Raw genomic sequence first — 23,297 nt, 5'->3', positions numbered from 1 at the left:
TTGAAAATGTCTGAAATTGTCAGCATGGTGGCAGTTGCAGGCTGAAACGGGCACCGCCAAGTTGTCGGCAGCGGCTAACCTGCACCTTGCCTTGGTGCCAGCTAAGTATTTGCACGGTAATGGCTAGGCCAAGGCCAAAGTGGGTGTTGTTTTTTGTATCCGTGTCTTTCTGGATCACTTTGTAGAAGGGCTCAAGCACCTTTTGCTGTTCATTGCTATCAATGCCGGGGCCATCATCGCTGATGGTGATGCAGCAGTGTTGTTTGTTGTTACTCAGTTCTACTCGGATCACCTGCCTGGCAAAGCGGCAGGCATTGCTGATCACATTACTTATAGCTCGCTCCAGCCAGTCTGCATGAATGCGTGGGTGCATGCAGTGCTTTGGCCGCACCAGTTCTAGCCTTAGCTGTTTTTGCTGCAGCAACGGCTGGTAGTGTTGCAGCACAGCATCAAGCCAGTCACTGAGTTCCAATGACGCAAAAGACAGCTTGCTGCCAGCCCTAGATAAGCTGGCGTAATCCAGGAATGAATTGACCATGGCTTCCATCCGGTCTGCATCCTTTTCAAGCCGCTTAAGATATTGATTTTTCTGCTCTGCCGGTTCGGCATCCAGCGCAGCATCCAGGCCAAAACGAAAACAAGCCAGCGGAGTGCGTAAATCATGCGACAGGCTGCTGGCCAGCAGTTGGTTCTCTTGCATTAACTGATCAATCTGGCTGGCCATGCGGTTAAAGCTGTGCTCCAGGCTGGGGATGTAACTCAGGCGATGCAAGGGCATCCGTACTTTGGTATCACCAGAACCAAAGCGCTCTGCGACTTTGGTGAGCAGGTTCAGACGCTGTAAAAGCGGAAACAGCCAGAGCATCAGCAACAGCGCCATGCCAAAGTACAACCCCAGGGTCAGCCAGAGGCTAAGGGGATGATGCGTATCCTCCTCATCCAGCGGTAAGCGCAGCAGCCAATCCGGGTGTGCGCTGAGGCGGCGTAGCAGGTATAGCTGATCATTGCTGGCCAGTAGCAAGCCTTCAGGCTCTGTTAACTGATGCTGCAGTTCAGCTGGTAATTGAAACGCGCTGCTTGCGTGCAGTTGCAGCGGCAGTTGCCAGTTGCTACTTTGCTGCTCGACAAAGCTCGGTAGTTGCGCGAGTGGGACATCGGCACTTCGCTGGTCCAGTTGCCGCAATAAGTTAGCTGCTAATCGCTGATATCCTGACTCCGGCTGTTCGTCTTGTTGCACCACCTGATCCAGCAGTTGGCTTAGTAGAAACAACGACAACAAGGTGGTACAAAGTAAACCAAGTAGCAGACGGCTCATGGGGTGTTCCAGGCGTCGGTAACAAACAGATAGCCTTTGCCCCACACCGTTTTAATTCGGACTGGTGCCGTAGCGTCATCCTGCATTTTACGGCGTAGCGAAGAGATCATCATGTCAACTCGGCGATCCAGCCCATCATACTCCCGGCCCGTCATTGCCAGAAAAACATCCTGCCGACTGACGATCTGGCCAGCTCGGCTGGCCAGCAGCCACAACAGCTGAAATTCGTTGCTGGTTAAGGGAATGTCGCTGCCATTGAACCGCACCCGATGTGAGCGCAGGCTGAGGTTCAGCAAACCAAACTGCAGTTGGTTTGTCTCGTTAGCAGCGGGCGGTGTCTGGTTTTGCCGCAACACCGCATTAATACGTGCCAGCAACACGCGAGGCCGAATGGGTTTAATCAGGTAGTCGTTGGCACCCAGCTCTAAGCCAAGCACCTCGTCAAACTCTTCCCCTTGTGCGGTTAACATTAGGATCGGAATATCGCTGCATTGGCGGATTTGTTTGCACAGCTCAAGACCATTGACGCCGGGCAACATCAGATCAAGCAAGATCACATCAGGTTTAAGCTCAGACCACTGTGCCAGTGCCTGATCGCCCCTGGCCAGATGGAACACCTGCAAACCTTTGCTTTGCAAAAAGTCGCGGATCCAGCCTGCCAGGGATACATCATCTTCCACCAGTAGTACCGATGTGGTTGTCATCTCAGCATTGTTCCTTTGTTCTGTCAGAACCATAGCTTCATCCCCACGTAAGGGAAAATACCCAGGTCGACATCTTTATTGATGCGGTAGCCATCCGGCTCTTGTTGATCGTGCAATAGATAGTAGCCAGAGACATTGTTCTGATTCAATACATTTCGGATGGCAAAGGTAAACTCGGCCGGGTAGCTGAACAGGCTGGCACTGCGTTTTGCTTCTACATCCAGTCGGTGGTAGTAAGGCAAACGCTTGCTATTGAACTCACCATAGACTGGCAGTAAATAACCATCGTAGTGCGGGTTTGGTTTGGCCCCGATAATAGGTGAGTACAGCATGCCGGAGCGACCGGTTAAAACTGCGGCATACTGCCAGTTATTTCCCGGGCGGTAATTGATCACCGCACTGAGCACCAAAGGGGTTTCCATCCGGTAGCGACTTTGTTGCTCTGTGTTGGGATCGTAGCGATTGGATTGCGAGTAGCTGGCTGCCAGCCAGCCGCTCCAGCGGCCATCGCCAAGGGCCTCCAACAGCAACTCGATGCCTTTGCTTTCGCCGCGCATATCGCTGAGGTAACGAAGCTGCTGTGGATCTTGCTCTACCGGAATCGCTCTGGCCAGCCGGTACATGGTTTGCTGATACAGATCCAACCGCAGCCGCCAGTCGTGACTGAGTTGCAGTTTGGCCGCCAGGTTGTAGTGGTTGGCCATGGGGGTATCCAGTTCCGGGTTGCCAATACGTGGCAGTATTTTTTCCAAATCGGCCAGCCGCTGGTGACGACCCGCAGATGCGATCAGTTCTAATTGCGGTACAGGAAACCAATGGATACTGGTTCTGGGCTGCAGACTGGATTGATTGGTGTAGTTCTGTGTTTCCAGCCGGCTGCCCAGCACCCACTGCAGTGATGGGTGTAACTGCCACTCCGCGTTGATGAAAGCCGTTTTGCTTTGTATGCTCAGTCTATCCTGATCGCGCTCTCTGCCGCCTCTATTGTCATCGCAGTCGGCCTGGTGGTCGGTGCAATAGTACAAAATAGCATCGAACTGATAGTCCAGCTCCAGTCGCTCCAATTCGACGCCGGTTACCAGCTGAATCGTGGTACTCAGTGGCTGATGCCAGTGCAGAGACAGCTGTTCACGTTGCGTTTTGGAACGAATAAATTGCTCATCACCGTAGCCAAAATGCTCATTTTCGGTCAGGTTGGCGGCACGGATAATCCAGTGTTGCCGTGGGGCGGCAAAAAATTCGTAGCTCAGTTGCTGGCTGTGCCAGCTGGTGTTCAGGAACAGATCACCGATAAACTCTGGGTTGGTACGTCCTGCCTCCGAGGCTTCTGATAAATTCAAACCAGCCTTTTCCGAAGCACCAAGCGCTGTGAAGGTCCATTTGTGCTGGGTGCCGGGGCGCCACTGGTAGCGTAGTTGGTAATCGTCCAATATTGGTACTCGGGTGATGGTTTCTCCCTGGTCTAGCTCTTCGTTATTTTTGATGAAATACTGCATGGTGCTGCGGCGGTAACCGGCATAAAACGACTGATTATCACTCAGTGCGCCTTCAACCAGTAAAGACGTTCTAAGCATATTCAAATCCAAAATTGCAGCTGGCTTTTGCTGCCTTGGATCCCGCAGTTCGGCAGCGAAGATGCCTCCGGTTGCCCAACCGTATTCGGCTGAATAGGCCGCCGGGTGTAACGTAAAATCGCGCAGTAGTTCTGGGTTTAACGCGCTGCCGTAGATGACATTGACCAAAGAGCCTGTGCGCTGGCTGTCCAATAAAAAGGTGGTATCGTCTGGCGAAGTGCCTCGCACCACGGGCTGGCCAAAGGGACTTTGCACCACACCAGGCAGAGTGTAGATGGCCTCCATTGGATCGCCCATTAAACCAGCGACAGATAACAGGCGTTCGGTTTGCTCGGTGGGTTCACTTTGCGCCTGATTACGCCGCCCTGTGACTTCCATGCGCTCCACTTGGTTTGACTCTTTGGAAACTGAAGGCAGGTTTGGTGAGGCACTGCCAACGGCTGCGGCTATGCTGGCAGCCAACAATGATAATGTGATCATGGCGTTTCTCCTTGTTTTGATGCGGGCATTATCGAAGGTTGTTCCGCTTTGATCTGTGCTGACTTTGTGGCTGAAATGTCAGATTGTGTCTAAAGCAGACACAACCACAGCTTTATCGTAAATTTCTCAGAACTTTATCCCGTCTTTGTCGTGGGCCTTCGCTATACCCAATGGGCATGTAGCAGACAAGGACAACGAAAATGATAAAGTTAACCGCTGTTGTAAGTAGCTTGGCACTGTGCTTTTCTTTTAACCTGCTGGCAGCAACGCCAGCTGAGCTGGCCTGGCGCAATGCGGTGTCGCCACCACCACCCGGCTGGCAGGGACCAGTGTTTCAGTTAAGCCACAATTATCCAACAGAAATGCCGCCACCTTGCGATAAGTCGGTGTGTAAATGGCTGGATGGCCCGGCCAATCTGTTCAAAACCGATTTTAGCGAGCAGGGCGTGCCGGAGTGGGATCAGCAGTGGCAGGATTACATCATGCATATTTTGAATTATGTGCGTGAACAACAAGATCCGTATTTGCGCAATGAGCAAGGCTGGAAAGTGCAGGTGAATGGCAGCACCCGCTGGTTTCATGTGCCCTGGATGGCCTATGATCCAACGACAGGGCGCGAGTTTATCCATGGTTTCACCAATGAGCGGACTGCAGTTCTGTCCGATTTTTTTGGCAAACGAGGCTTGCATGGTTTAGCGGCAGCAGGTAAAGATGCGGCTGAACCGCGTTTTGAAACCTGGGCCTTTGGTGTGTACAACCCGCACGGTGCCTATGTGCTGGGGCAGGCATGGGGCAAAGATGGCAAACCGGTGTTGACCAGTTACGCCGGCAACCTGACGCAAGCTGGCTTGCCGTTCCCGGAAGGGACTGTGGTGGCCAAATTGTTGTTCTCTACGGTAACACCTGAGCAGGTGGCCTATCTGGCTGGATCTCCGGCCTGGATGGCCAACCGGCATATCGAGCAGAACAATCAGTTTTTCTGTCAGCGTAAGCCGCAACCTGTGCATCTGGTGCAACTGGATGTGGCGGTGGTGGACTCCCGCTCGCCGACCAACTGGGTCTATGGCACCTTTGCCTACAATGCCGGTATGAAGGGTGAGACACCCTGGGACAATTTAAGCCCGGTGGGCTTGCAGTGGGGCATGGATCCCTGGACCTTTCCTGCGGTGCCAAAAGCTGAAAGTATCCCGGCCCGCCAATCCGTGTTAAACCAGTCGGATATCAATGTACAGGCAGAACATTTTGGTTGCCATCAACGGCTGGCGGGGCCGGTCGATAATAAACTGTCTTCTTGCCTGTCGTGCCACGGCAATGCCTTTGCCAGCCCGGATGGTCGTCAACTGGAACCTTTTTCGCCAAATATTTTTGGTTTTGAAGGTCAGTGTGAACAGTATTCTGCAGAAAATGTGGCTTATTTTCAGAATCTGAAATACCCCATGGGGCCAGTCAGTGGCTCTTTCCCAAATACCATTAGTTTTGATACCTCGTTGCAAATGTGGGTTGCATTTGGTCAATACTGGCAGTATGCCCGAGACGGCGCTCCGCAACCTTGTCAGGGAGGGCACTGAGATGAAACATTCTGGCCTGATACTGATACTGATACTGATGCTTTGCTTGTTTGCGCTTCCTGTGCTGGCTGAAAGCCCAGGTTACCCTTATCCATTAAAGCCCCATTTATCGGGGCAGTTGCTTCCAGAGGTACCTGATCAGCCTTTTGCAGCCTTTCCGATCGATAACCGACCGTATTTTGATTACTTCATGTGGCAGAACTTTGTTGCCTTGATGTGGCCGTCGGTACCTGGCAGTCATGGCCAGCCATTTCGTCCAGACGATCCGGCAGCTTTTGGCCATTACATCGATGGTAGGCAGCCTGTTTGGTTAGGGTTTAAAACCGCCAATGACCTTTTTTTGCAAAATGGCGCTTCACCGGTTGGTTGGGAACAACCCAATGGCGCTGCCGCATGCCGTAATCTGGAGCATCAGGGGCGAAGTGTGCTGACGACCGGCAGTAAGATGGGCACCATTGCGGATGAAATCAATCAGGCGTTTGGCGGGCCTTTACCGGACCAGACCGGCTTATTTACCCGTTATGAAGTACGGGTGAACCGGGTGCTGTATGACTATGTGCGCCAGCATGGCTACTACAACAAGGCCAATTGGCCTGAATCCGGCAAGATAACACTACCGGCATCCAGCTCCGGGCAAGGTCCTGGGGTGTTGGAGGTCAAAGCCGCCTGGCGCGATCTGGCGAAAGTGCCAGAGCCGTATCGGCAACGCTTTTTCCAGCTGGATGCTTTGGCAACTGTGCCGGGAACCTGTGGCACTAATGAACTGAGCCAGATGGTGGTGTGTGATTGTCAGCCGATAGTAGCTGGTTTGGTAGGCTTTCATATCGCTCAGAAAACCCCAAACTTTCCGCAGTGGGTGTGGGCGACCTTTGAGCAAGTGGATAACCTGGGAGAAGATCCCAGCACTCCGGCAGGGATGCAGGCCTCGTACTATGATCCTGAACTGTATAAACGAGTGCCTGGTATGACCCGGGCTAATCCAGCGGTTCACCCTGGTTCCAGCCGGGTACCGCTACCGGATGATTTTAATCCGCAGCCAATTAATGTGGTTCGGCTTTCGGCCATTCCGGATACACCAAAGCCATCCACTGGTCAGCCGGATATGTCCACCAGCGGCCTGAATCAGCAGTACCGCCAGTTGCTGCAGGGGACAGTATGGCAGCATTACCAACTGATAGGTACTCAGTGGCCGACTCTGCCCTCGGCATCACCGCTTACTCCCACCAATGATGACTTTGGCTGCGAGGATGGCACGCCGGTTCAGGCTGGAGGGGTGCCATTCCCGGCTTGCCAGCTGGCCAATGTGACGATGGAAACCTATCATCAGTACGACAGTTGTATGAACTGTCATCAGGGAGCACAACGAGCCGGGGCAGACTTTAGCTGGATCCTGGCTCTGCGAGCCTGGGTAAAGCCAGCACCCAAAGCTCCCTGAACGGGTAAAAACTTGTCACAAAAAAATCCAGCAGCCGCTGGATTTTCCTTTTATAGTAAAGACTCATACGCAAGGAGATTTTTGATGCAAGCACAGTGTTTATGTGGTTCTGTCAAAGTAACCGCCAAAGCGCAACATCAGGTCAGTGTGTGTCACTGCGGTATCTGCCGTCGCTGGGGCGGTGGGCCTTTATTTGCGGTGCATTGCGGCCATGATGTTCAATTTGAAGGCCGAGAGTTTGTGACCGATTATTCGTCCTCCGAATGGGCCAATCGCGGCTTTTGCCGTCGTTGCGGCACTCATTTGTATTACTATTTGCTGGATGCCAACGAATACATTCTGCCTGCTGGCTTGTTTCAGGATGAGCCTGGCTTAGCCCTGACGGAGCAAATCTTTATTGATCAAAAGCCAGCTTTTTACAATTTCCGTGAGCAAACCGAGAATTTGACCGAGGCTGAAGTCTTTGCCAAGTATGCGCCATCCTGAAGATAAGGATGGGCATTTCGCCTACCAGAGTTGGTTGCTGTTCTGGTGAATACAAAAATGCCCGGATGACGATGACGGGTCTAAGCAACAAGGAGAAAGATGATGTCACAAGTTCAAGCGATACCGGAAGGCTACAGCGGAGCCATTCCATACCTTACTATTAACAATGCTGCCGATGCCATCGGCTTTTATCAAAAGGCTTTTGGTGCTGAGTTGATTCTAAAAATGGAGCTGCCTGGCGGTGGCGTGATGCATGCCGAAATGCGGGTAGGGCAGGCGCTGTTTATGCTTAGCGAGCAAAGCGATGAGTGGGGTACCAAAAGCCCGCCGATGTTAAACGGCACCCCGGTTGGCATTATGATTTACGTACCAGATGTCGATGCTCTGGTGGAACAAGCGGTTGCCGCAGGTGCCACCTTAAGCATGCCACCGACCGATCAGTTTTATGGCGATCGTATGGCCTGTTTGCTGGATCCATTCGGTCATAGCTGGATGTTATCCACCCATGTTGAGGATGTATCGGAGCAGGAGCTTAGCCGTCGCGCCAAAGAGCTGTTTGGCGGTTAAACTTCTTTAACTATACAGCGGTTTGCAGTTCATCACAGACTTAGTGGATGAACTGCAACTGCAGCTGCTATTAGCTTATCACTGCAGCGGGTACACCGTTTCTGCCTCTGATGAAGTTTTGATATTATTCTGATAAATCTTTGCCTGCCCATTTCTCAGCTGTTTTTTTCCTATATTTAAAACAACTCTTATGTTGCCTCGAACTATTGCAGTACGGATTGAGTGTTCACATCGAACTTTCTGGCTGAGGCTGTTTTATGAATGTACTTGCTTTCAGTGTTGACAATCAGCGGTATGCGGTTGATCTGAACTGTGTGAATAAGGTTTTCCCTGCAGTGGCCATTAGTCCGTTACCGGATAGCCCGGCCTTTGTGGCTGGGTTGGTTAATGTGCATGGTACCCTGATTCCCGTTGCTAATTTACGGTTGAAGTTTAATTTACCGGTTACTGAGTTAGCGCTGCAACATCGGTTTCTTTGGGTGACTACTCCAGATCGTGAATGGCTGTTGTGGGTTGATAGTGTCGAGGGCGTGCAATGGTGCCCGCCAGAGCAACAGGAACAAGCCAGCACCTTGCCTCAGCCATCAAGCCAGCTCAGCGCTATGGTTGCGCTGACGGATGGCGTTATGTTGATCCAGGATGTAAGCGCCTTACTCACTGCGGATGAACAGGAGGTTCTGGAGCATGCAGTTTATAACAGCACCCTCAGCACCCTCAGCACCCTCAGCTACGGCGTCAGCTGAGGGCGGTTTAAGCGCTGATATACTACGCTATTGCGATGCGCTTATCAGCGCCAGACTGGGTATTCACTTTCCAGCAGCCCGGCTGGACGACCTTGGCTGGCATATTCCACAATTACTTGAGCGCATGGCTTTACCCAATGTCGGTGCGCTGATAGCCAAGTTGCAAAAAACTGTCTGGCCCGCATTATTTCAGCAGCAGCTGATGGAGCAGCTGACAGTGGGTGAAACTTATTTCTTCCGTGATCCGGCCTTATTTCAATACCTCCGGCTGCATTGGCTACCGGCTTTGCTGGCACAGCGACGGCGTGATGGTCGTTTGAGCTTACGTTGTTGGAGTGCAGGTTGTTGCAGCGGCGAGGAACTGTATAGTCTGGCCATAGTGGTACATCAGCTGTTGCCGGATGCTGAAGATTGGGATTTACAGTTTATTGGCACTGATATCAATCCTCTTTTTCTGCAGTGTGCTAAAGCAGGTGTGTACCGCTCCTGGTCATTCCGACAGCCCGATAGCAGCTGGCATAACCGTTATTGCAGCCAGGACAACCGTGGCCATTATCACATGACTGATCCCTTACGTCAGGGTGTGTCATTTTTTCAACTGAACCTGATCGAGGCAGGTTATCCAGATGAATCGCGTCAGCTTGCCCATTGCGATCTGATCTTGTGCCGCAATGTCTTGATGTACTTTGAAACGGCACAGGCGGGCAAAATTATCCGTCGGTTGCAACAATGCCTGAGTACTGAAGGGGCGTTATTGCTAACGTCGACAGAAGCAATTTTGTGTCAGGCGGCAGGCGTCAGCGGGCGCAACTGGCCGGGTGCGGTAGCACTGCAAGGTGATAAGCCGGATAGGTTTGCGATCGAGATAGCGCCAGCTGCTGTAGCCGAAGTGCCGCAGGCCGGTGATCCCGTACCGCATGAAATGACCCAAACTGCAGTGGCTGATATCAACCAGCCACTGCAGCAGGCACGGCGCTGTGCTAACCGCGGAGATTATCGGCAGGCAGAGCAGTGGGTTCAGCAAGCGCTGGCAATGGATAAACTACAACCAGCCAGCTACTGGCTGCTGGCAAATATTGAATGGGAGAATAACAATCTGCAGGCGGCGATACAGGCGGTGCGCCAGGCTTTATATCTTCAACCGGACTTTGTGCTGGCACATTTACTTATTGGTCGTTTCTACGACTGCATCGCAAACAGGGCACAGGCAGGTCATCACTATGCTATTTGCTCCTCTTTGCTGGAGAAATTGCCATCAGACGCTGAGTTAGAGCAAGGCGAAGGCTTGACGGTGGCGCAATGCAGACAGTGGTTAAAACGGACGCGGCAGGCAAGGCAACATCGGATAGAAGCAGATGTCCGGCACTGATCGGTCTGTACAGGCAGTTTTACAAGCCAGGGCGCGCAAACTGGCCGTGGTGGAAACTCAGCTGCAGGACGAGCCTGAGTTACAGCTGGTGTATTTTGAGCTGGCGCAGGAAACCTACGCCGTGGAAGCTCATTACGTCGTGGAAGTATTACCATTGCAGCATCTAACGCCGTTGCCATATACACCGGATTTTGTGCTGGGCATCGTTGGCGTGCATGGGCATATCGTTTCGGTGATCGATTTACGCAGCTTCTTTGACTTACCGCGGCAAGGTCTGTCTGATTTGAATCGGATTGTGATATTGCGCGATGGCCAGATGAAGTTTGCTTTACTGACAGACAGGGCCGTCGGAAGCTGCAGTGTACCGAAGCAATCCCTGCAAACCAGTCAGCCTCATCTTAATGGGGTACGACGGGACTATCTGCTCGGGATCAGTACGGCATCCTGGGCGGTACTGGATGCCGCTAAATTGCTGTCGTCACCACAGCTAAGGGTAGAAAGTTATGTTTAGCGGGCTGACATTATGACAACGCAACAACCGCAGTTGCAGCAACGCTTGCTTACAGCATTCCGACAAGAAGCGACAGAGCGGCTGGGCAGCTTGCGTGATGCGTTGGCGTCGCTGGAGCAAGCTGATGCGACGCCGGATGTGCTGGAAACTGTGTATCGCGAGGTACATAGCCTTAAAGGCGCAGCCCGTGCAGTCAATGCCCAGCAATTTGAACGCTTATGCCAGAAACTTGAAAGCTTATTTTCGGCATTGAAGCAGCACCAGCGTGGCCCTGGCCAGGGGCAAATTACATTAATTAATCAGGCTTTGCAGCGGTTACAACGCATACTCAATAGTACGGATGAGCATACGACGAAGCTGGTTGATGCCGATGATGACACCTTGCAGGCCTTGTGTACTGCGCTGGAGCAATCCTGTACTGATCCAGATATTCAGGTCCCGGTTGAACAGGCTGCAGCGCCAGCTGAGGTCGCCATCACCGCTGAGCCAGGCAAGTTACGGGTCAGTAGTCAGGCGCTGGATAAGTTGTGGTTTTGTGCCGAAGATTTACTTGATACCCGGCTGGAAAGTGCAGAATTGGCCAGTGAGTTAAAGCAGGCTCAAGCAGATTTTACCTGCTGGCACCGCTATCGCTATGAATTAAGCGCCGCGCTGCGGGTGCTTCAGCCAGCATCCGGTAGCCCCAGTGACAGCGCAGTACCCACCTTCACGACGACTATTTCAGCCGCTAAAACCAATACAACGATTACAGCTCATGCCAGCAACACTGAGCCAAACAGTGTCACGGCTCAGGCTCAACACAGCCTGATTGTTTTTGCTCAGTGGGCAACTGAGTTTCTGCAACAGTGGGATTATCGCATTAGCCAGTTGGCCAGAATGGCTGCGCAGTTGGCGATGCGTAGTACCAGCCTGGAAACGGCATTCAGGCAAGAGTTACAGCAGGTATTATTAATGCCCTGCGCCAGCCTGACCGAGGGCATGCCAGCTATGGTGCAAGAGCTGGCCGAGGCGGCGAGTAAATCTGCCACCCTGACGATTAGTGGTGCAGAATATCAGGTCGACAAACGTATTCTGGAAGAACTGCGTAGCCCATTGCAGCATTTGCTGCGTAATGCGGTGGATCATGGTATTGAAACGGTGCAGCAGCGCAAATCCGCTGGTAAAGCTGGTAGCGCCAGGCTCAGCATTGATTTTATCCAGCTGAGCAGCAACCGCTTTGGCCTTCGCTTTAGTGATGATGGCAGGGGTATAGATACCGAAGCGGTCACAGCGAAAGCTATTCAGCAAGGGGTGCTGACCCGACAGCAAGCATCGGCATTATCCGATGCTGAACGCTGCCGGTTAATCTTTCGCTCCGGGCTCAGTACCAGCCCGATGCTGACAGAACTGTCGGGCCGTGGCCTGGGGTTGGCGATCGTCGAAGAGAAAGTGTTACGTCTGAATGGCGATATCGAGATCTGCAACCAGCCAGGGCAAGGCTGCAGTTTTATGCTGGCTTTACCCGTTAGTCTTAGTACTTACCGTATTTTGCTGGTGCGCGTGGCCGGACAGTTATTTGCCATCCCTTGCCAGAGCATAAACCGGGTACTCAGAATGCCTGCGACGGCACTGCGTAGCGTGGAAAACCGTGCTGTGTTACCAATAGCAGAGCAATCACTACCGCTTTGGTCGTTGGCTGATCTACTGCAATTAACCCCACAACACAATCAAAAAATGTTGCAACTGATCCTGGTTGAAACGACCGAATGCCAGTATCTGTTGCAGGTGGATGAAATTCTTACCGATCAAGACATTACATTAAAAAGCCTGGGGCCGCAGTTAAAAAGAGTGACTTGTATCACTGGCGTGGCCCGTCTAGGCAATGGCCAGTTGGTGCCGGTGCTTAATATGCAGGATCTGTATAAGCGTGCTTGCCGCACGGAGCGACCAATGCCAGTGCAGCAGTCCGCCACCAGCGCGGAGCGCCAGAAACTGTTAGTGGCAGAAGATTCCATCACCTCGCGCAGTTTAATGAAAAGTATTCTGGAAACGGCTGGTTTTCAGGTGGTGACGGCTGTAGATGGGGTGGATGCCTGGCAAGCACTACAGCAGAGTGATTTTGCTGCATTAATCTCAGATATCGAAATGCCGGGGCTGGATGGCTTTAGTTTGACAGCCAAGGTGCGTTCAGACAGCCGGCTGGCGAATTTGCCGGTGGTACTGGTGACGGCACTGCAAAGCAAAGAAGATCGTGTGCGTGGCTTAGAGGCGGGTGCCAATGCTTACATTCTGAAAAGCAGTTTTGAGCAGGACCATTTGCTGGACATTTTACAGCAGTTGTTATCACAGGAGCAGGAACCATGATGACGTTTTATAGTAATTTGAAAACCGGGCATAAATTGATGTTAATCCTTGGGATTCTGGCTGTACTGTTCCTGGCGCTACAACTGCATGCGCTAAATAGTTTGCAGCAGATACAGCAATCTCAGCTGACCTTGTATGAGGAAGCAATGAAACCCTTGGTGCAACTGGAGGAAATAAGAATTGCAATCAACGAACAACGAGCACTAATGCTGGATAGCAGCATACGAGGAGAGTTAACGTCTGCTAACGAAGCTAAAGTAGTGGTAGCACTGCAACAGCGCCAGCTATTGTTCGATAATGTGTTGCAACAATTAAAAAAACATCAAATATTGGAAGCTTCATTGCAGGAATTACGCCAATTACATGAAGTTTACAGTAACACCACTACTCAGCAAGTGATGCCACTGCTGCGACAACAGCAGATGGATCAGGCACAAAGTATATTGCTGGAAATCCAGGCGAATCGGATACAACGTTTTCGTACATTGTCTGCAGATATTGCTGCTGCGGTGGAGCAGCAGGTGGAGCGACAACTGGAGGCTAGTGACCAATTACTTACTGGCCAGCGTCAGGCCATGCTGGCTGGCATGACACTGGTATTGCTGCTGATGTTCGTAGCTATCTGGAGTTTAAATCGAACACTGGTTCAACCACTGATGGCTCTGACCAGGATAGCCAAGCAAGCGTCGGCCGGTGAGCAGGTTAGCATTTCAGGTTTTGAGCAAAGACGCGATGAAGTTGGGTTGCTAAGCCAGGCATTTGCTGACATGGGAGACTACTTGGCAGAGCTTTCAGCCAAAGCGCAAGCTATTGCCGCTGGCGACTTACGGGAACAAATCCAACCCCGCTCAGAGCGTGATGTACTTGGGAAATCGTTCAACACCATGAGCAATAATTTACGTCAACTGATTGGTGAGTTAAACGAAGGCATCGCGATCCTGGCAGAGACCGGCCAGGACATTTTAACGACTACCACCCAGGTCGTTAGCTCGGCGCAGCAAACCGCCAGTGCCGTGCATGAAATCAGCACCACCATTGATGAAGTCAAGCAAACCGCCACTATGGCAAGTCAGAAAGCAAAGCATGTTAGTGACAATGCCAAACAAACTGCCGAGATCACCAAGGACGGCCGTAATGCGGTTACCGCAGCGCAGAATAGTATGACGGCGATCCGCGAGCAAATGCAGGCGATGTCAGAGAGCATTCTCCGGCTGAATGACCAAAGCCAGCAGGTAGGGGATATTGTGGCCACGGTGGCGGATTTAGCTGAGCAGTCTAACTTGTTGGGGGTCAATGCCTCGATTGAAGCGGTTAAAGCCGGTGAGCAAGGCAAAGGTTTCTCTGTGGTGGCGCAGGAAGTGAAATCGCTGGCAGAGCAATCACGCAATGCCACCGTCCAGGTGCGGACTATTTTGAATGATATTCAAAAAGCCATAAGCAAAGTGGTACTGGTAACAGAGCAAGGTGGGCGTGCTGTTGATGCTGGCTACAATCAGGCCCGTTTGTCGGGTGAGGCTATTTTAGCCCTTGCCGGCCAATTTGAATTGTCTTCAGATGCGGCCATCCAGATTGCGGCGTCCAGCCAGCAGCAACTGATTGGGATGGATCAGGTGGCCACGGCCATGCGCGACATCAATAACGCCAGTCAAAACAATGTTGCCGGTGCCCGCCAGGCGGAACAAGCCGCCAAGGCGTTGCATGATTTGGGATACAAACTTAAGCAGCGCGCAGCTACATTTCGCACCTGATGCCAATTGAACTGTTGGGGGGAACCGATGGTAAAGGTGTTGATCGTAGAAGATTCGGTGGTAATCAGCATGCTGCTACGTAGCACGCTGGAGCAGGGCGGGATGGAGGTTGTTGGCGAAGCTCGTGATGGTCATCAGGCACTGCGTATGGTCAGCCAGCTAAAGCCTGATGTAGTGGCGATGGATATTCATATGCCGAATCTGGATGGCTACCAGGCCACCCGACAGCTGATGACTGCCAATCCATTGCCGATAGTGCTGGTGACTGCCACTGAGGATCCATTGGATGCGGCGGTGGCGATGCGGGCACTGGACGCAGGGGCGCTCGCGGTGGTGCAAAAACCGCGCGGGCCGGATCATTCTAACTATCAGCAGGATGCGGCAGAGTTCGTGCGGACCGTGCGTAATATGGCGCAGGTGAAGGTGATTACCCGTCTTGAGCGCCCACAGCGTCCGGTACAAGTGCCAGGCAAGGCTGTTGTTTCGCAATTGGTTCAGCAACAGCCAAAGATAGTGGCACTAGGGGCTTCCACCGGGGGGCCGATGGCATTGCGTGAGTTGCTAAGCGGCTTGCATGGTGAGTTTCCCTGGCCTGTGGTGGCGGTACAGCATATCAGCCATGGGTTTATCGCCAGCTTTTGCAGCTGGCTGAATGAATACAGTGCCATACCGGTGCATGTGGCTAAACAGCATGAGATTGCTAAAGCCGGGCATCTGTATCTGGCACCGGATGATTACCATCTGGGAGTGCGTCTGGATAGCTCTGGCCACTGTTATTTGCAATTGGCTGCGTCTGAGCCATGGCAAGGGCAACGGCCATCAGTGGGGTATCTGTTTAACTCAGTTGCCCAAAGCCATGGCGGTCATAGTATGGCGGTGTTGCTGTCAGGCATGGGGGCAGATGGTGCGGTGGAAATGTTGGCATTAAAGGCTCAGGGTGCACTGACCATAGTGCAGGATAAAGACAGTGCGGTGGTGCATGGTATGCCAGGTGCAGCGGTACGGCTGAATGCAGCAAACTATACATTATGCCCACAGGGGATTGCCGCTTTCCTGAATGTATTGGCGTTGCAATACAAATCAGATGGATGAGATAAGGAATCGTATCATGTTATTGAATGCTACTATTCTGGTGGTCGAAGACAGCCAGACGCAAGCAATACAGCTGCAAGCCTTGCTGGAGCAGCATGGTTGTAAGGTGCAGCGTGCCAGTGACGGTGAGCAAGGGTTGCAACGGGTCAAACAACAAGTGCCTGATTTAATTATCAGCGATGTGGTGATGCCAACTATGGACGGCTACACCTTATGCCATCAGCTGAAAAACGATCCAGCTACCCAGCATATCCCGATACTGCTGGTGACCACGCTGACTGATCCCGCTGATGTACTAAAAGGCCTGATGTGTGGTGCGGACAATTTTATTACCAAACCATATGAAGAACGCTATCTGTTATCACGGATAAACTATTTACTGGCCAATTTTGCGCTGCATGAGCAACGACGTTCCAGTCTGAAAATGCAATTGGTGCTTAATGGCAAGCTCCATGTGATTAACGCAGCACAACAACAGATCTTGGATTTATTGATATCAACCTATGAAGAAGGGGTGCGTCTTAACCAGGATCTGGCCGCTAAACATCAGGAATTGCAGCAAAGTTACAGACTGCTGCGTGGCCTGTTTGACTTTACCAATCAGTTAAGTGAATCAGGCAGTGAGTCACAGGTATTGCGGACCGCACTGGAGCAAGTCAGGTCATTGCCCGAGGTGATGGGAGCCTGGCTGTATGCAGCAGACGAAGAAAGCAAAATGCAGCTGGCAGGCCAGGGTGGTACCCTGCCATCAGCTATAGTGCTTCAGCGCTGCTATGACGCAGGTTGTTCCTGTCAGCAGTTGCAGCAATCCGCGTCTCCGCTCGCAGTGGATATTGACGGCTGCCAGGCATTACTGGATGACTTTGAGCAGCAGCATCATGCTTGTGTACCGGTGCGCCTTGGCGATAATACGATCGGTTTGCTGAATGTAGTGCGGGCCGGAGGTGCGGCCTGGTCGGCAGCGGACTTAGAGCCATTAAAGGCATTTAGTCAGCAGTTGGCTGTCGCCTGGGGCCGTGCCAGCATGTTGCAGCAACTGCAAGCAAAATTGGAGCAACAGGCCAACTTTGATGAGTTAACAGCCTTGCCAAACCGTAGCTTGCTGCAGGATCGCATTCAGCAGGCAATCGTGCAGGCACAGCACAAAAAACATGGTTTCACGCTGGCACTGATCGATTTAGATAATTTCAAAAATATCAATGAGAGTGTGGGTCATCAGGTTGGCGATCAGTTATTGCTGCAGGTGGCTGAACGGCTGAAACAAAGCATTAGTGATGTTGACACGGTGTCGCGGCTGGGAGGGGACGAGTTTGTGCTGGTGCTGGCAGAGCAGCATGGTACAACAGCCGTCAGCGGTGTATTAAGGGAAATACTGACACTGTTGAACCAGCCTTATCAGCTGGAAGAAATGACACCGATCGTGACAGCTAGTATAGGGTATTGTTTTTATCCGGAAGATGGCACCGATGCGACGACTTTGCTAAAGCATCTTGATACCGCGATGTATCAAGCCAAAAACAATGGCCGTAACCAGTTACATGGTTATAGCAGCGATCTGAGTGATGTATTGGCAGAGCGGATGAAATTAGAGCAGCAATTACGGCTGGGCATTGAACAGGATGAGCTGGAGCTGCATTATCAACCACAGCTGGACTTACACAGTGGCAAACTGAAAGGTTTTGAAGCGCTGGTGCGCTGGCGCCATAAAGACGAATTGCGTTCACCGCTGAGTTTTATTCCATTGGCAGAGGAGTGTGGCCTGATCAGTAGGATTGATGCCTGGGTGTTGCAGCAGGCTTGCCAGCAGCTGGTATCCTGGCAACAAAGTGATTGGCCGGATGCAACAATGTCGGTCAATGTATCTGCAGGCAGTATTGAAGATGGCAGTTGCATCGATTTAGTAAAGCAAACCTTAGCCAGCACTGGTTTAGTTGCCCATTTTCTGAAGCTGGAGGTCACCGAAAGTGTGCTGATGCGTAAACCCGATGATGCTGCCAGAACGATGAAAGCACTGCGGAAGATGGGGGTTGAGCTGTCTATCGATGACTTTGGTACCGGCTATAGTTCACTGACCTATATTAAGCGCTTTCCATTCAGTGAGCTGAAAATTGATAAGCTGTTTGTGGATGGAGTGGTCCATAATGCGGAAGATAACGCCCTGGTTCGTGCCATTGTAAAACTAGGGCAAACCCTGAATATGAAAGTGGTGGCTGAAGGGGTCGAGTCTGAATCGCAACAGACGATTTTAAGCCGCTCTGGCTGCGATATGATCCAGGGGTATCATTATGCCAAGCCGATGCCTGCAGCGCTGTGTGATGATTTTCTCGCGACATTGGCGCGTAAACGGGTTTCAGCTTATGCCGCGTTGGACGAGGTATCACCCCGGACATTGTTGATTCTGGATGATGATGAGAATCTACTAAAGGCGCTTAACCGGCAATTGCGTCATGAGGGGTATCGCATTTTAACCGCCAGCAATGCAGAGCAGGCCCTGGAACTGCTTAGCCTGCACCAGGTGCAAGTGGTGTTGGCAGAGCATCAGCTGCAGGTAAGCGATACCATGAACGGACTGGACTTTCTGCGTCAAATCAAATTAATTCACTCGGATACCGTGCGGATTGTGCTCAGTGGCAACACTGAACTGAAGGCGGTGTTTAAGGCTGTTAATGACGGTGCAGTATTTCGTTTTCTGACAAAACCATGGGATAAAGAGCATTTAAATCAGGTATTAAAGCAAGCGTTTCACGAGAGTGATTTACTGGCTGAAAACCATGCTATGCGGGCTCAGTTAGAAAGACTGCAAGCGGAGGGAAAGGGAGCTCCCTCCCGCTGAATCTGCTGGTGCAGTCACATGCTCTTACCATGGCTCAAGCAATGGCTGGTTGCTTTTGCAGCTGTTTGGCTTTGGTTTGCGCTGGATCAAATCGTGTGGCAATTAACTGGTTAGTATTCGCATCCACTCCATAAACCAAATTCAGGCACGAGACCATCCATGCAGCCACATCAACCTGAACTTCTTTCTCCCGCCGGCAGCTTAAAAGCCATGCGCCTGGCCTTTGCTTATGGTGCCGATGCGGTGTATGCCGGACAGCCGCGTTTTAGTTTGCGGGTGCGCAACAACGAGTTTGATTTGCCCACCTTAGCGACTGGTATTGCTGAAGCGCATGCGCTGAGTAAAAAGTTTTATGTGGTGGTCAATATCGCACCGCACAACAGCAAACTAAGCTGTTTTGCTGAGGATATGGCACCTGTGGTGGCGCTACAACCGGATGCACTGATCGTATCGGACCCCGGCGTGATTTACCTGTTAAAGCAGCACTTTCCAAAGATGCCGCTGCATTTATCGGTGCAGGCCAATACGGTGAATTGGGCCGCGGTCAAATTCTGGCAGGCGCAGGGCGTGGAGCGAGTCATTTTATCGCGTGAGCTGGCGGTCGAAGAAATTGCTGAGATCCGCCGCCAGGTACCCGACATGGAGCTGGAAGTGTTCGTGCACGGCGCCTTGTGTATGGCGTATTCCGGTCGCTGTCTGCTCTCTGGTTACATCAACAAGCGCGACCCCAATCAGGGCACCTGCACCAATGCCTGCCGCTGGCAATATCAGGTGCATGCTGCGACAGAAGATGCGGTCGGCCAGTTTAAGCCTGTTAGCGAACCAGTATTGATTGAAGAGCAGGGCCGCCCAGGGGAACTGATGGCAATGGAAGAAGATGAGCATGGCAGCTACATTTTAAACTCGAAAGACTTACGGGCTATCGCCCATGTTAAAGCCCTGACCGAGATGGGCGTGCAGTCGCTAAAAATTGAAGGTCGTACCAAGTCGCCTTATTATGTGGCGCGCACCGCTCAGGTTTATCGCCAGGCTATTGATGATGCGGTGGCCGGCAAGGAATTCAACCCGAAACTGCTCAGTGAACTGGATGGCATGGCCAATCGCGGTTTTACCGAAGGCTTTTTGCGCCGCCATCTGCCGCAAGAGCTGCAAAATTATCAAACCAGCCACAGTGTAGGTGCGCAGCAGCTGGTGGGGGAGTGTATTGCTGAGCAAGATGAACACGGCTTTGCGTTGGTTGAGGTAAAGAACCAGTTTGCCGTTGGCGATCAGCTGCTGCTGATGAGCCCACAGGGCAATCAGGCTTTTGTGCTGGAGGCACTGCGTGATCAGCAAAACCACGATATCCTGCTGGCACCAGGTGCTTGTTATCAGCTAAAAGTAAAATTACCGCAAAATCAATCGCTGCAACACGCCATGCTGCTGAAGCAGCTACCGATGGCTGAGCCCCCTCCCGCAGCACAGCAGGTGGCGAGCTAAGTCATGACAGCAGTGATTGAAGTAAGCTGCATCAACTGTGACATGTGTGTACCGGAATGTCCCAATCAGGCGATTGTCATGGGGGCACAGCATTACGAGGTTGTGCCAGCGCTTTGTACAGAGTGCGAAGGTTATTACGATGTGCCTACCTGCATCGCAGTTTGTCCGATTGATTGTATTTACCTGATGGATGCTGTCAGGGAGGTGTAAAACCACATCAGAGCAACAAATTTTGGTTGCTGCCTCGCAAATTGATATAAAACAGCTATGCTTTGATAAAGCTCTAAATAACAATTTGTTACGGGGATTCGCTATGCCGTTAAATGTTACTATAGCTGATGATTCTGCGATGTCCCGCAAGGGGATAAGACGTGCTTTACCTGCTGATTGGGATGTTGTAATTCACGAGGCTTGCAATGGCAAGGAAGCATTAGCTGCCGTTGATGAAGGGCATGCCGATGTCTTGTTCCTGGATTTGACCATGCCTGAAATGGATGGCTTTGAAGTGTTAACCTACTTAAAAAATCACCATAAAAAAATTGTGGTGATTGTGATCAGTGCCGATATTCAACCACAAGCACAGGCATTGGTGTATCAACTGGGTGCTTTCCGTTTCTTGCAAAAGCCATTGCAAGCTGGGCAGCTGCATGAAGTGCTGCATGAGATGGGGCTGTTATGAGTACGGTACAAATTAGTGATGATCAGAAAGATGCGCTGCAAGAGATCCTAAATATCTCCATGGGGCAGGCGGCGAATTCTTTGGCGCGGTTGATTTCATGCAAAATTACGTTATCTATTCCGCAAATATCCCAAACTACCCCTCACGAATTTAGCCAGTTGTTTGAGCAGGGAGAGACCATGCATTATACCCGCCAATCGTTCCTGGGTGATTTAAAAGGAGAAATGCTGTGCCTGATGGATAAAAGTGGCTGTGATGCTTTTGCAGAAGCCATGGACTACAGTAACCCTCCATCAGCTACTGAATTGCAGGAGTTGATCCTGGATGTTTCGAACGTATTGGCGGGGGCTTGTCTACTTGGTATGAGCAAGCAGCTGACGCTGAGAAATACCTTGAATCCACCCATGCTGTTTGACCCAACCCTGACGGATTTTTCGAATTTAAAATGGCAAAGTGCGTTGTTAATGGAAGTCGACTTTGTGGTAGAAAGGGCCAACTTTTCTTCACGAGTTATCATCTGTCTGGAAGAGTCATCAATCAGTGAGTTGATCGATCGGATCGATAAATTGTTGGAGTAATCTAGATGACACTGGATGAACTGTTCCCTTACGTGATACGACAACTTCCTATTGGGGTTTGTGTGGTGAATCCAGAGTACAATGTGGTGACCTGGAATAATTTTTTTGCTGAGCGTTTAAATATCACCGAGCAAGAAGTACATGGCAGAACACTTGCTGATTTATTTCCGCAACAGTTTGCCTTTTTAAAACGTAAAATTGACAGTGCTTTTTTGTTGAACCACTCCAGTTTTTCTTATTGGGAACAACGGCCCCATGTGTTTCAGTTTCAAAGTTCCAGGCCAATTACCGGTGAAGAAACAGCGATGTACCAAAACATCGAGTTGTTCCCATTGTCAGCGCCTGAAGCGGCGCCTGAGTTTGTTTGTATTATTGTGCATGATGTAACCGTTCAGGCTAGCTACTATCAAGAGTTGCGGCGCATGGCGGGCCAGTTGGAGCAGGAAAGAGATGCGCAAAAGGAGTTGTTGCGTAAATTGAAAGAAACGCAGAGCCAGTTATTGCAATCAGAGAAAATGGCTTCGATTGGTCAGTTGGCTGCAGGGGTAGCGCATGAAATCAACAACCCGATTGGATATATTAATTCAAATATTCAGAGCCTGAAAGACTATATGCAAACCTATACTCAATACAACCAATCCCTGATGCAATTGATCGATAGCACCGGGCTTGATAAGTTAATTGCACAGAAAGACTTGCTGGCTGAAGAAAAACAGATCAATTACCTGAATGAAGACATTTGGGATTTGATCAATGAATCGCTTGAAGGAGCCGAGCGAGTGATCGCTATAGTCCGCAGCCTGAAAGATTTTTCGCATGTGGACTCTAGCGAGTGGTGCTATGCGGATATCACGCAGGGCATTGAGAATACCCTTAAAATTCTGCAGCATGAAATCAAGTATAAAGCCATTGTGCATAGGGATTACCAGCCTGAACTGCCTTTATTGTATTGCCAACCGATGCAGCTTAATCAGGTGTTTATGAACTTACTGGTAAATGCGGCTCAGGCCATTGAAGACAAAGGTGATATTTATATTTCCGTACAAACACCGGAGTCAGGGGTGTTGGAAATAAAAGTTCGTGATACCGGCTGTGGTATTAGTAATGAAATACAGCAAAAAATATTTGAACCATTTTTTACCACTAAACCTGTCGGAAGTGGCACCGGCCTTGGTTTATCATTGTCTTATGGCATTATCAAACAACACAAGGGCGATATACAGGTATCAAGTCAGCCAGAGCAAGGGACTGAGTTTTGTATTCGACTGCCGATTGTGGATGAGCCAACTGATAAGGGGATGTGAATGGTTCATCCGCTGTTTACTAAGCGTCTCCCAATGCACTGGTATAACATTGTTTGGATGATGCATGTGGCATAGCACCATGGGAGTATCGATGACGGATTCTATGCACTCTATTTTATTGTTGGATGATGAAGAAAATATACTTCGGGCATTGAGGCGGTTGTTGCGTAAAGATGGCTATACAGTGTTCATTGCAACCAATGCAGAGGAGGCATTCGAATTGTTGGCAGCGCATCCGATACAGGTTGTTATGTCGGATCAGCGTATGCCAAAAATGAGTGGTACAGAGTTTTTAAGTCAAGTACAGTCCATGTATCCGGAGACTATTCGAATGGTGTTGTCTGGTTATGCCGATGTGCAGTCGATGAACAAAGCTATTACTGAAGGCGCCATCCATAAATTTATGACAAAGCCTTGGGACGACCAGCAACTGCGTGCTGAAATCACGCACGCATTTCAGCGTTGGGCAAAGAAAAGATAAATCACCAC

Annotated in this window: 20 protein-coding genes; 17 read left to right on the top strand and 3 right to left on the bottom strand. The window is 50.9% G+C overall.

The window, feature by feature from the left end; translation table 11 throughout:
- Positions 1 to 19: 19 nt before the first annotated feature.
- The 3 genes from BLW37_RS04545 to BLW37_RS04535 are packed head-to-tail and all read right to left on the bottom strand — an operon-like array spanning position 20 to position 4,073.
- On the bottom strand, positions 20 to 1,315 hold the full coding sequence (locus BLW37_RS04545) for a HAMP domain-containing sensor histidine kinase (protein WP_091340249.1): 1,296 nt from the start codon (positions 1,313 to 1,315) through the stop codon (positions 20 to 22).
- Positions 1,312 to 2,019 carry a response regulator gene (locus BLW37_RS04540; protein ID WP_091340247.1) on the bottom strand — a complete coding sequence of 236 codons (708 nt, stop codon included), beginning with the start codon at positions 2,017 to 2,019 and terminating at the stop codon, positions 1,312 to 1,314. The genes BLW37_RS04545 and BLW37_RS04540 overlap by 4 nt, the downstream gene beginning before the upstream one ends.
- A 23-nt stretch (positions 2,020 to 2,042) precedes the next feature.
- Positions 2,043 to 4,073, bottom strand: a complete 2,031-nt coding sequence (locus BLW37_RS04535) for a TonB-dependent receptor plug domain-containing protein (RefSeq protein WP_091340245.1) — start codon at positions 4,071 to 4,073, stop codon at positions 2,043 to 2,045.
- 200 nt (positions 4,074 to 4,273) lie between these two features.
- On the opposite strand from BLW37_RS04535, the gene BLW37_RS04530 reads away from it, so the two are divergent.
- The 17 genes from BLW37_RS04530 to BLW37_RS04450 all read left to right on the top strand — a co-directional run bounded on the left by BLW37_RS04530 (position 4,274) and on the right by BLW37_RS04450 (position 23,289).
- Positions 4,274 to 5,641: a hypothetical protein gene (locus BLW37_RS04530; protein WP_091340241.1), complete on the top strand. Its 1,368-nt coding sequence runs from the start codon at positions 4,274 to 4,276 to the stop codon at positions 5,639 to 5,641.
- A 1-nt stretch (position 5,642) separates the two neighbouring features.
- Positions 5,643 to 7,076, top strand: a complete 1,434-nt coding sequence (locus BLW37_RS04525; protein WP_091340239.1) for a hypothetical protein — start codon at positions 5,643 to 5,645, stop codon at positions 7,074 to 7,076.
- Positions 7,077 to 7,160: 84 nt separating this feature from the next.
- A complete protein-coding gene (locus BLW37_RS04520) occupies positions 7,161 to 7,562 on the top strand; it encodes a GFA family protein (RefSeq protein ID WP_091340237.1) in 402 nt (133 codons plus the stop codon).
- 99 nt (positions 7,563 to 7,661) lie between these two features.
- Positions 7,662 to 8,129, top strand: a complete 468-nt coding sequence (locus BLW37_RS04515) for a VOC family protein (protein ID WP_342744197.1) — start codon at positions 7,662 to 7,664, stop codon at positions 8,127 to 8,129.
- 257 nt (positions 8,130 to 8,386) lie between these two features.
- Positions 8,387 to 8,872, top strand: coding sequence for a chemotaxis protein CheW (locus BLW37_RS04510; protein WP_091340230.1), 486 nt, complete (start codon positions 8,387 to 8,389; stop codon positions 8,870 to 8,872).
- A complete protein-coding gene (locus tag BLW37_RS04505) occupies positions 8,814 to 10,241 on the top strand; it encodes a CheR family methyltransferase (protein WP_171907544.1) in 1,428 nt (475 codons plus the stop codon). The genes BLW37_RS04510 and BLW37_RS04505 overlap by 59 nt, the downstream gene beginning before the upstream one ends.
- Positions 10,228 to 10,752: a chemotaxis protein CheW gene (locus BLW37_RS04500; RefSeq protein ID WP_091340224.1), complete on the top strand. Its 525-nt coding sequence runs from the start codon at positions 10,228 to 10,230 to the stop codon at positions 10,750 to 10,752. Before BLW37_RS04505 ends, BLW37_RS04500 begins: the two co-directional genes overlap by 14 nt.
- 12 nt (positions 10,753 to 10,764) lie before the next feature.
- Entirely contained in the window at positions 10,765 to 13,095 is a 2,331-nt protein-coding gene (locus BLW37_RS04495) for a hybrid sensor histidine kinase/response regulator (RefSeq protein WP_091340221.1), read from the top strand.
- On the top strand, positions 13,092 to 14,843 hold the full coding sequence (locus BLW37_RS04490; RefSeq protein WP_091340217.1) for a methyl-accepting chemotaxis protein: 1,752 nt from the start codon (positions 13,092 to 13,094) through the stop codon (positions 14,841 to 14,843). Before BLW37_RS04495 ends, BLW37_RS04490 begins: the two co-directional genes overlap by 4 nt.
- Before the next feature lie 27 nt (positions 14,844 to 14,870).
- On the top strand, positions 14,871 to 15,935 hold the full coding sequence (gene cheB, locus BLW37_RS04485) for a chemotaxis-specific protein-glutamate methyltransferase CheB (RefSeq protein ID WP_091340214.1): 1,065 nt from the start codon (positions 14,871 to 14,873) through the stop codon (positions 15,933 to 15,935).
- Positions 15,936 to 15,951: 16 nt separating this feature from the next.
- Positions 15,952 to 18,768, top strand: coding sequence for an EAL domain-containing protein (locus tag BLW37_RS04480; RefSeq protein WP_139243658.1), 2,817 nt, complete (start codon positions 15,952 to 15,954; stop codon positions 18,766 to 18,768).
- 159 nt (positions 18,769 to 18,927) lie between these two features.
- Positions 18,928 to 20,247, top strand: a complete 1,320-nt coding sequence (trhP, locus tag BLW37_RS04475; RefSeq protein WP_091340207.1) for a prephenate-dependent tRNA uridine(34) hydroxylase TrhP — start codon at positions 18,928 to 18,930, stop codon at positions 20,245 to 20,247.
- A gap of 3 nt (positions 20,248 to 20,250) precedes the next feature.
- Positions 20,251 to 20,457 carry a 4Fe-4S dicluster domain-containing protein gene (locus BLW37_RS04470; protein WP_091340204.1) on the top strand — a complete coding sequence of 69 codons (207 nt, stop codon included), beginning with the start codon at positions 20,251 to 20,253 and terminating at the stop codon, positions 20,455 to 20,457.
- Between the two features lie 103 nt (positions 20,458 to 20,560).
- Positions 20,561 to 20,926 (top strand): response regulator, encoded by a 366-nt coding sequence (locus BLW37_RS04465; RefSeq protein WP_091341060.1) that lies wholly within the window; start codon positions 20,561 to 20,563, stop codon positions 20,924 to 20,926.
- Complete coding sequence (locus BLW37_RS04460) at positions 20,923 to 21,504, top strand: chemotaxis protein CheC (RefSeq protein WP_091340200.1); 582 nt, start codon at positions 20,923 to 20,925, stop codon at positions 21,502 to 21,504. Before BLW37_RS04465 ends, BLW37_RS04460 begins: the two co-directional genes overlap by 4 nt.
- Before the next feature lie 5 nt (positions 21,505 to 21,509).
- On the top strand, positions 21,510 to 22,808 hold the full coding sequence (locus tag BLW37_RS04455; RefSeq protein WP_091340197.1) for a sensor histidine kinase: 1,299 nt from the start codon (positions 21,510 to 21,512) through the stop codon (positions 22,806 to 22,808).
- 91 nt (positions 22,809 to 22,899) lie between these two features.
- Positions 22,900 to 23,289 (top strand): response regulator, encoded by a 390-nt coding sequence (locus tag BLW37_RS04450; RefSeq protein ID WP_245785612.1) that lies wholly within the window; start codon positions 22,900 to 22,902, stop codon positions 23,287 to 23,289.
- Positions 23,290 to 23,297 lie beyond the last annotated feature (8 nt).

The organism is Alkalimonas amylolytica (assembly GCF_900107845.1).
In the GTDB taxonomy this organism is placed as follows: Bacteria; Pseudomonadota; Gammaproteobacteria; order Enterobacterales; family Alteromonadaceae; genus Alkalimonas; species Alkalimonas amylolytica.
The sequence above is the reverse complement of the archived record's forward strand: the minus strand, read 5'-3'. Positions and strand labels throughout refer to the sequence as shown.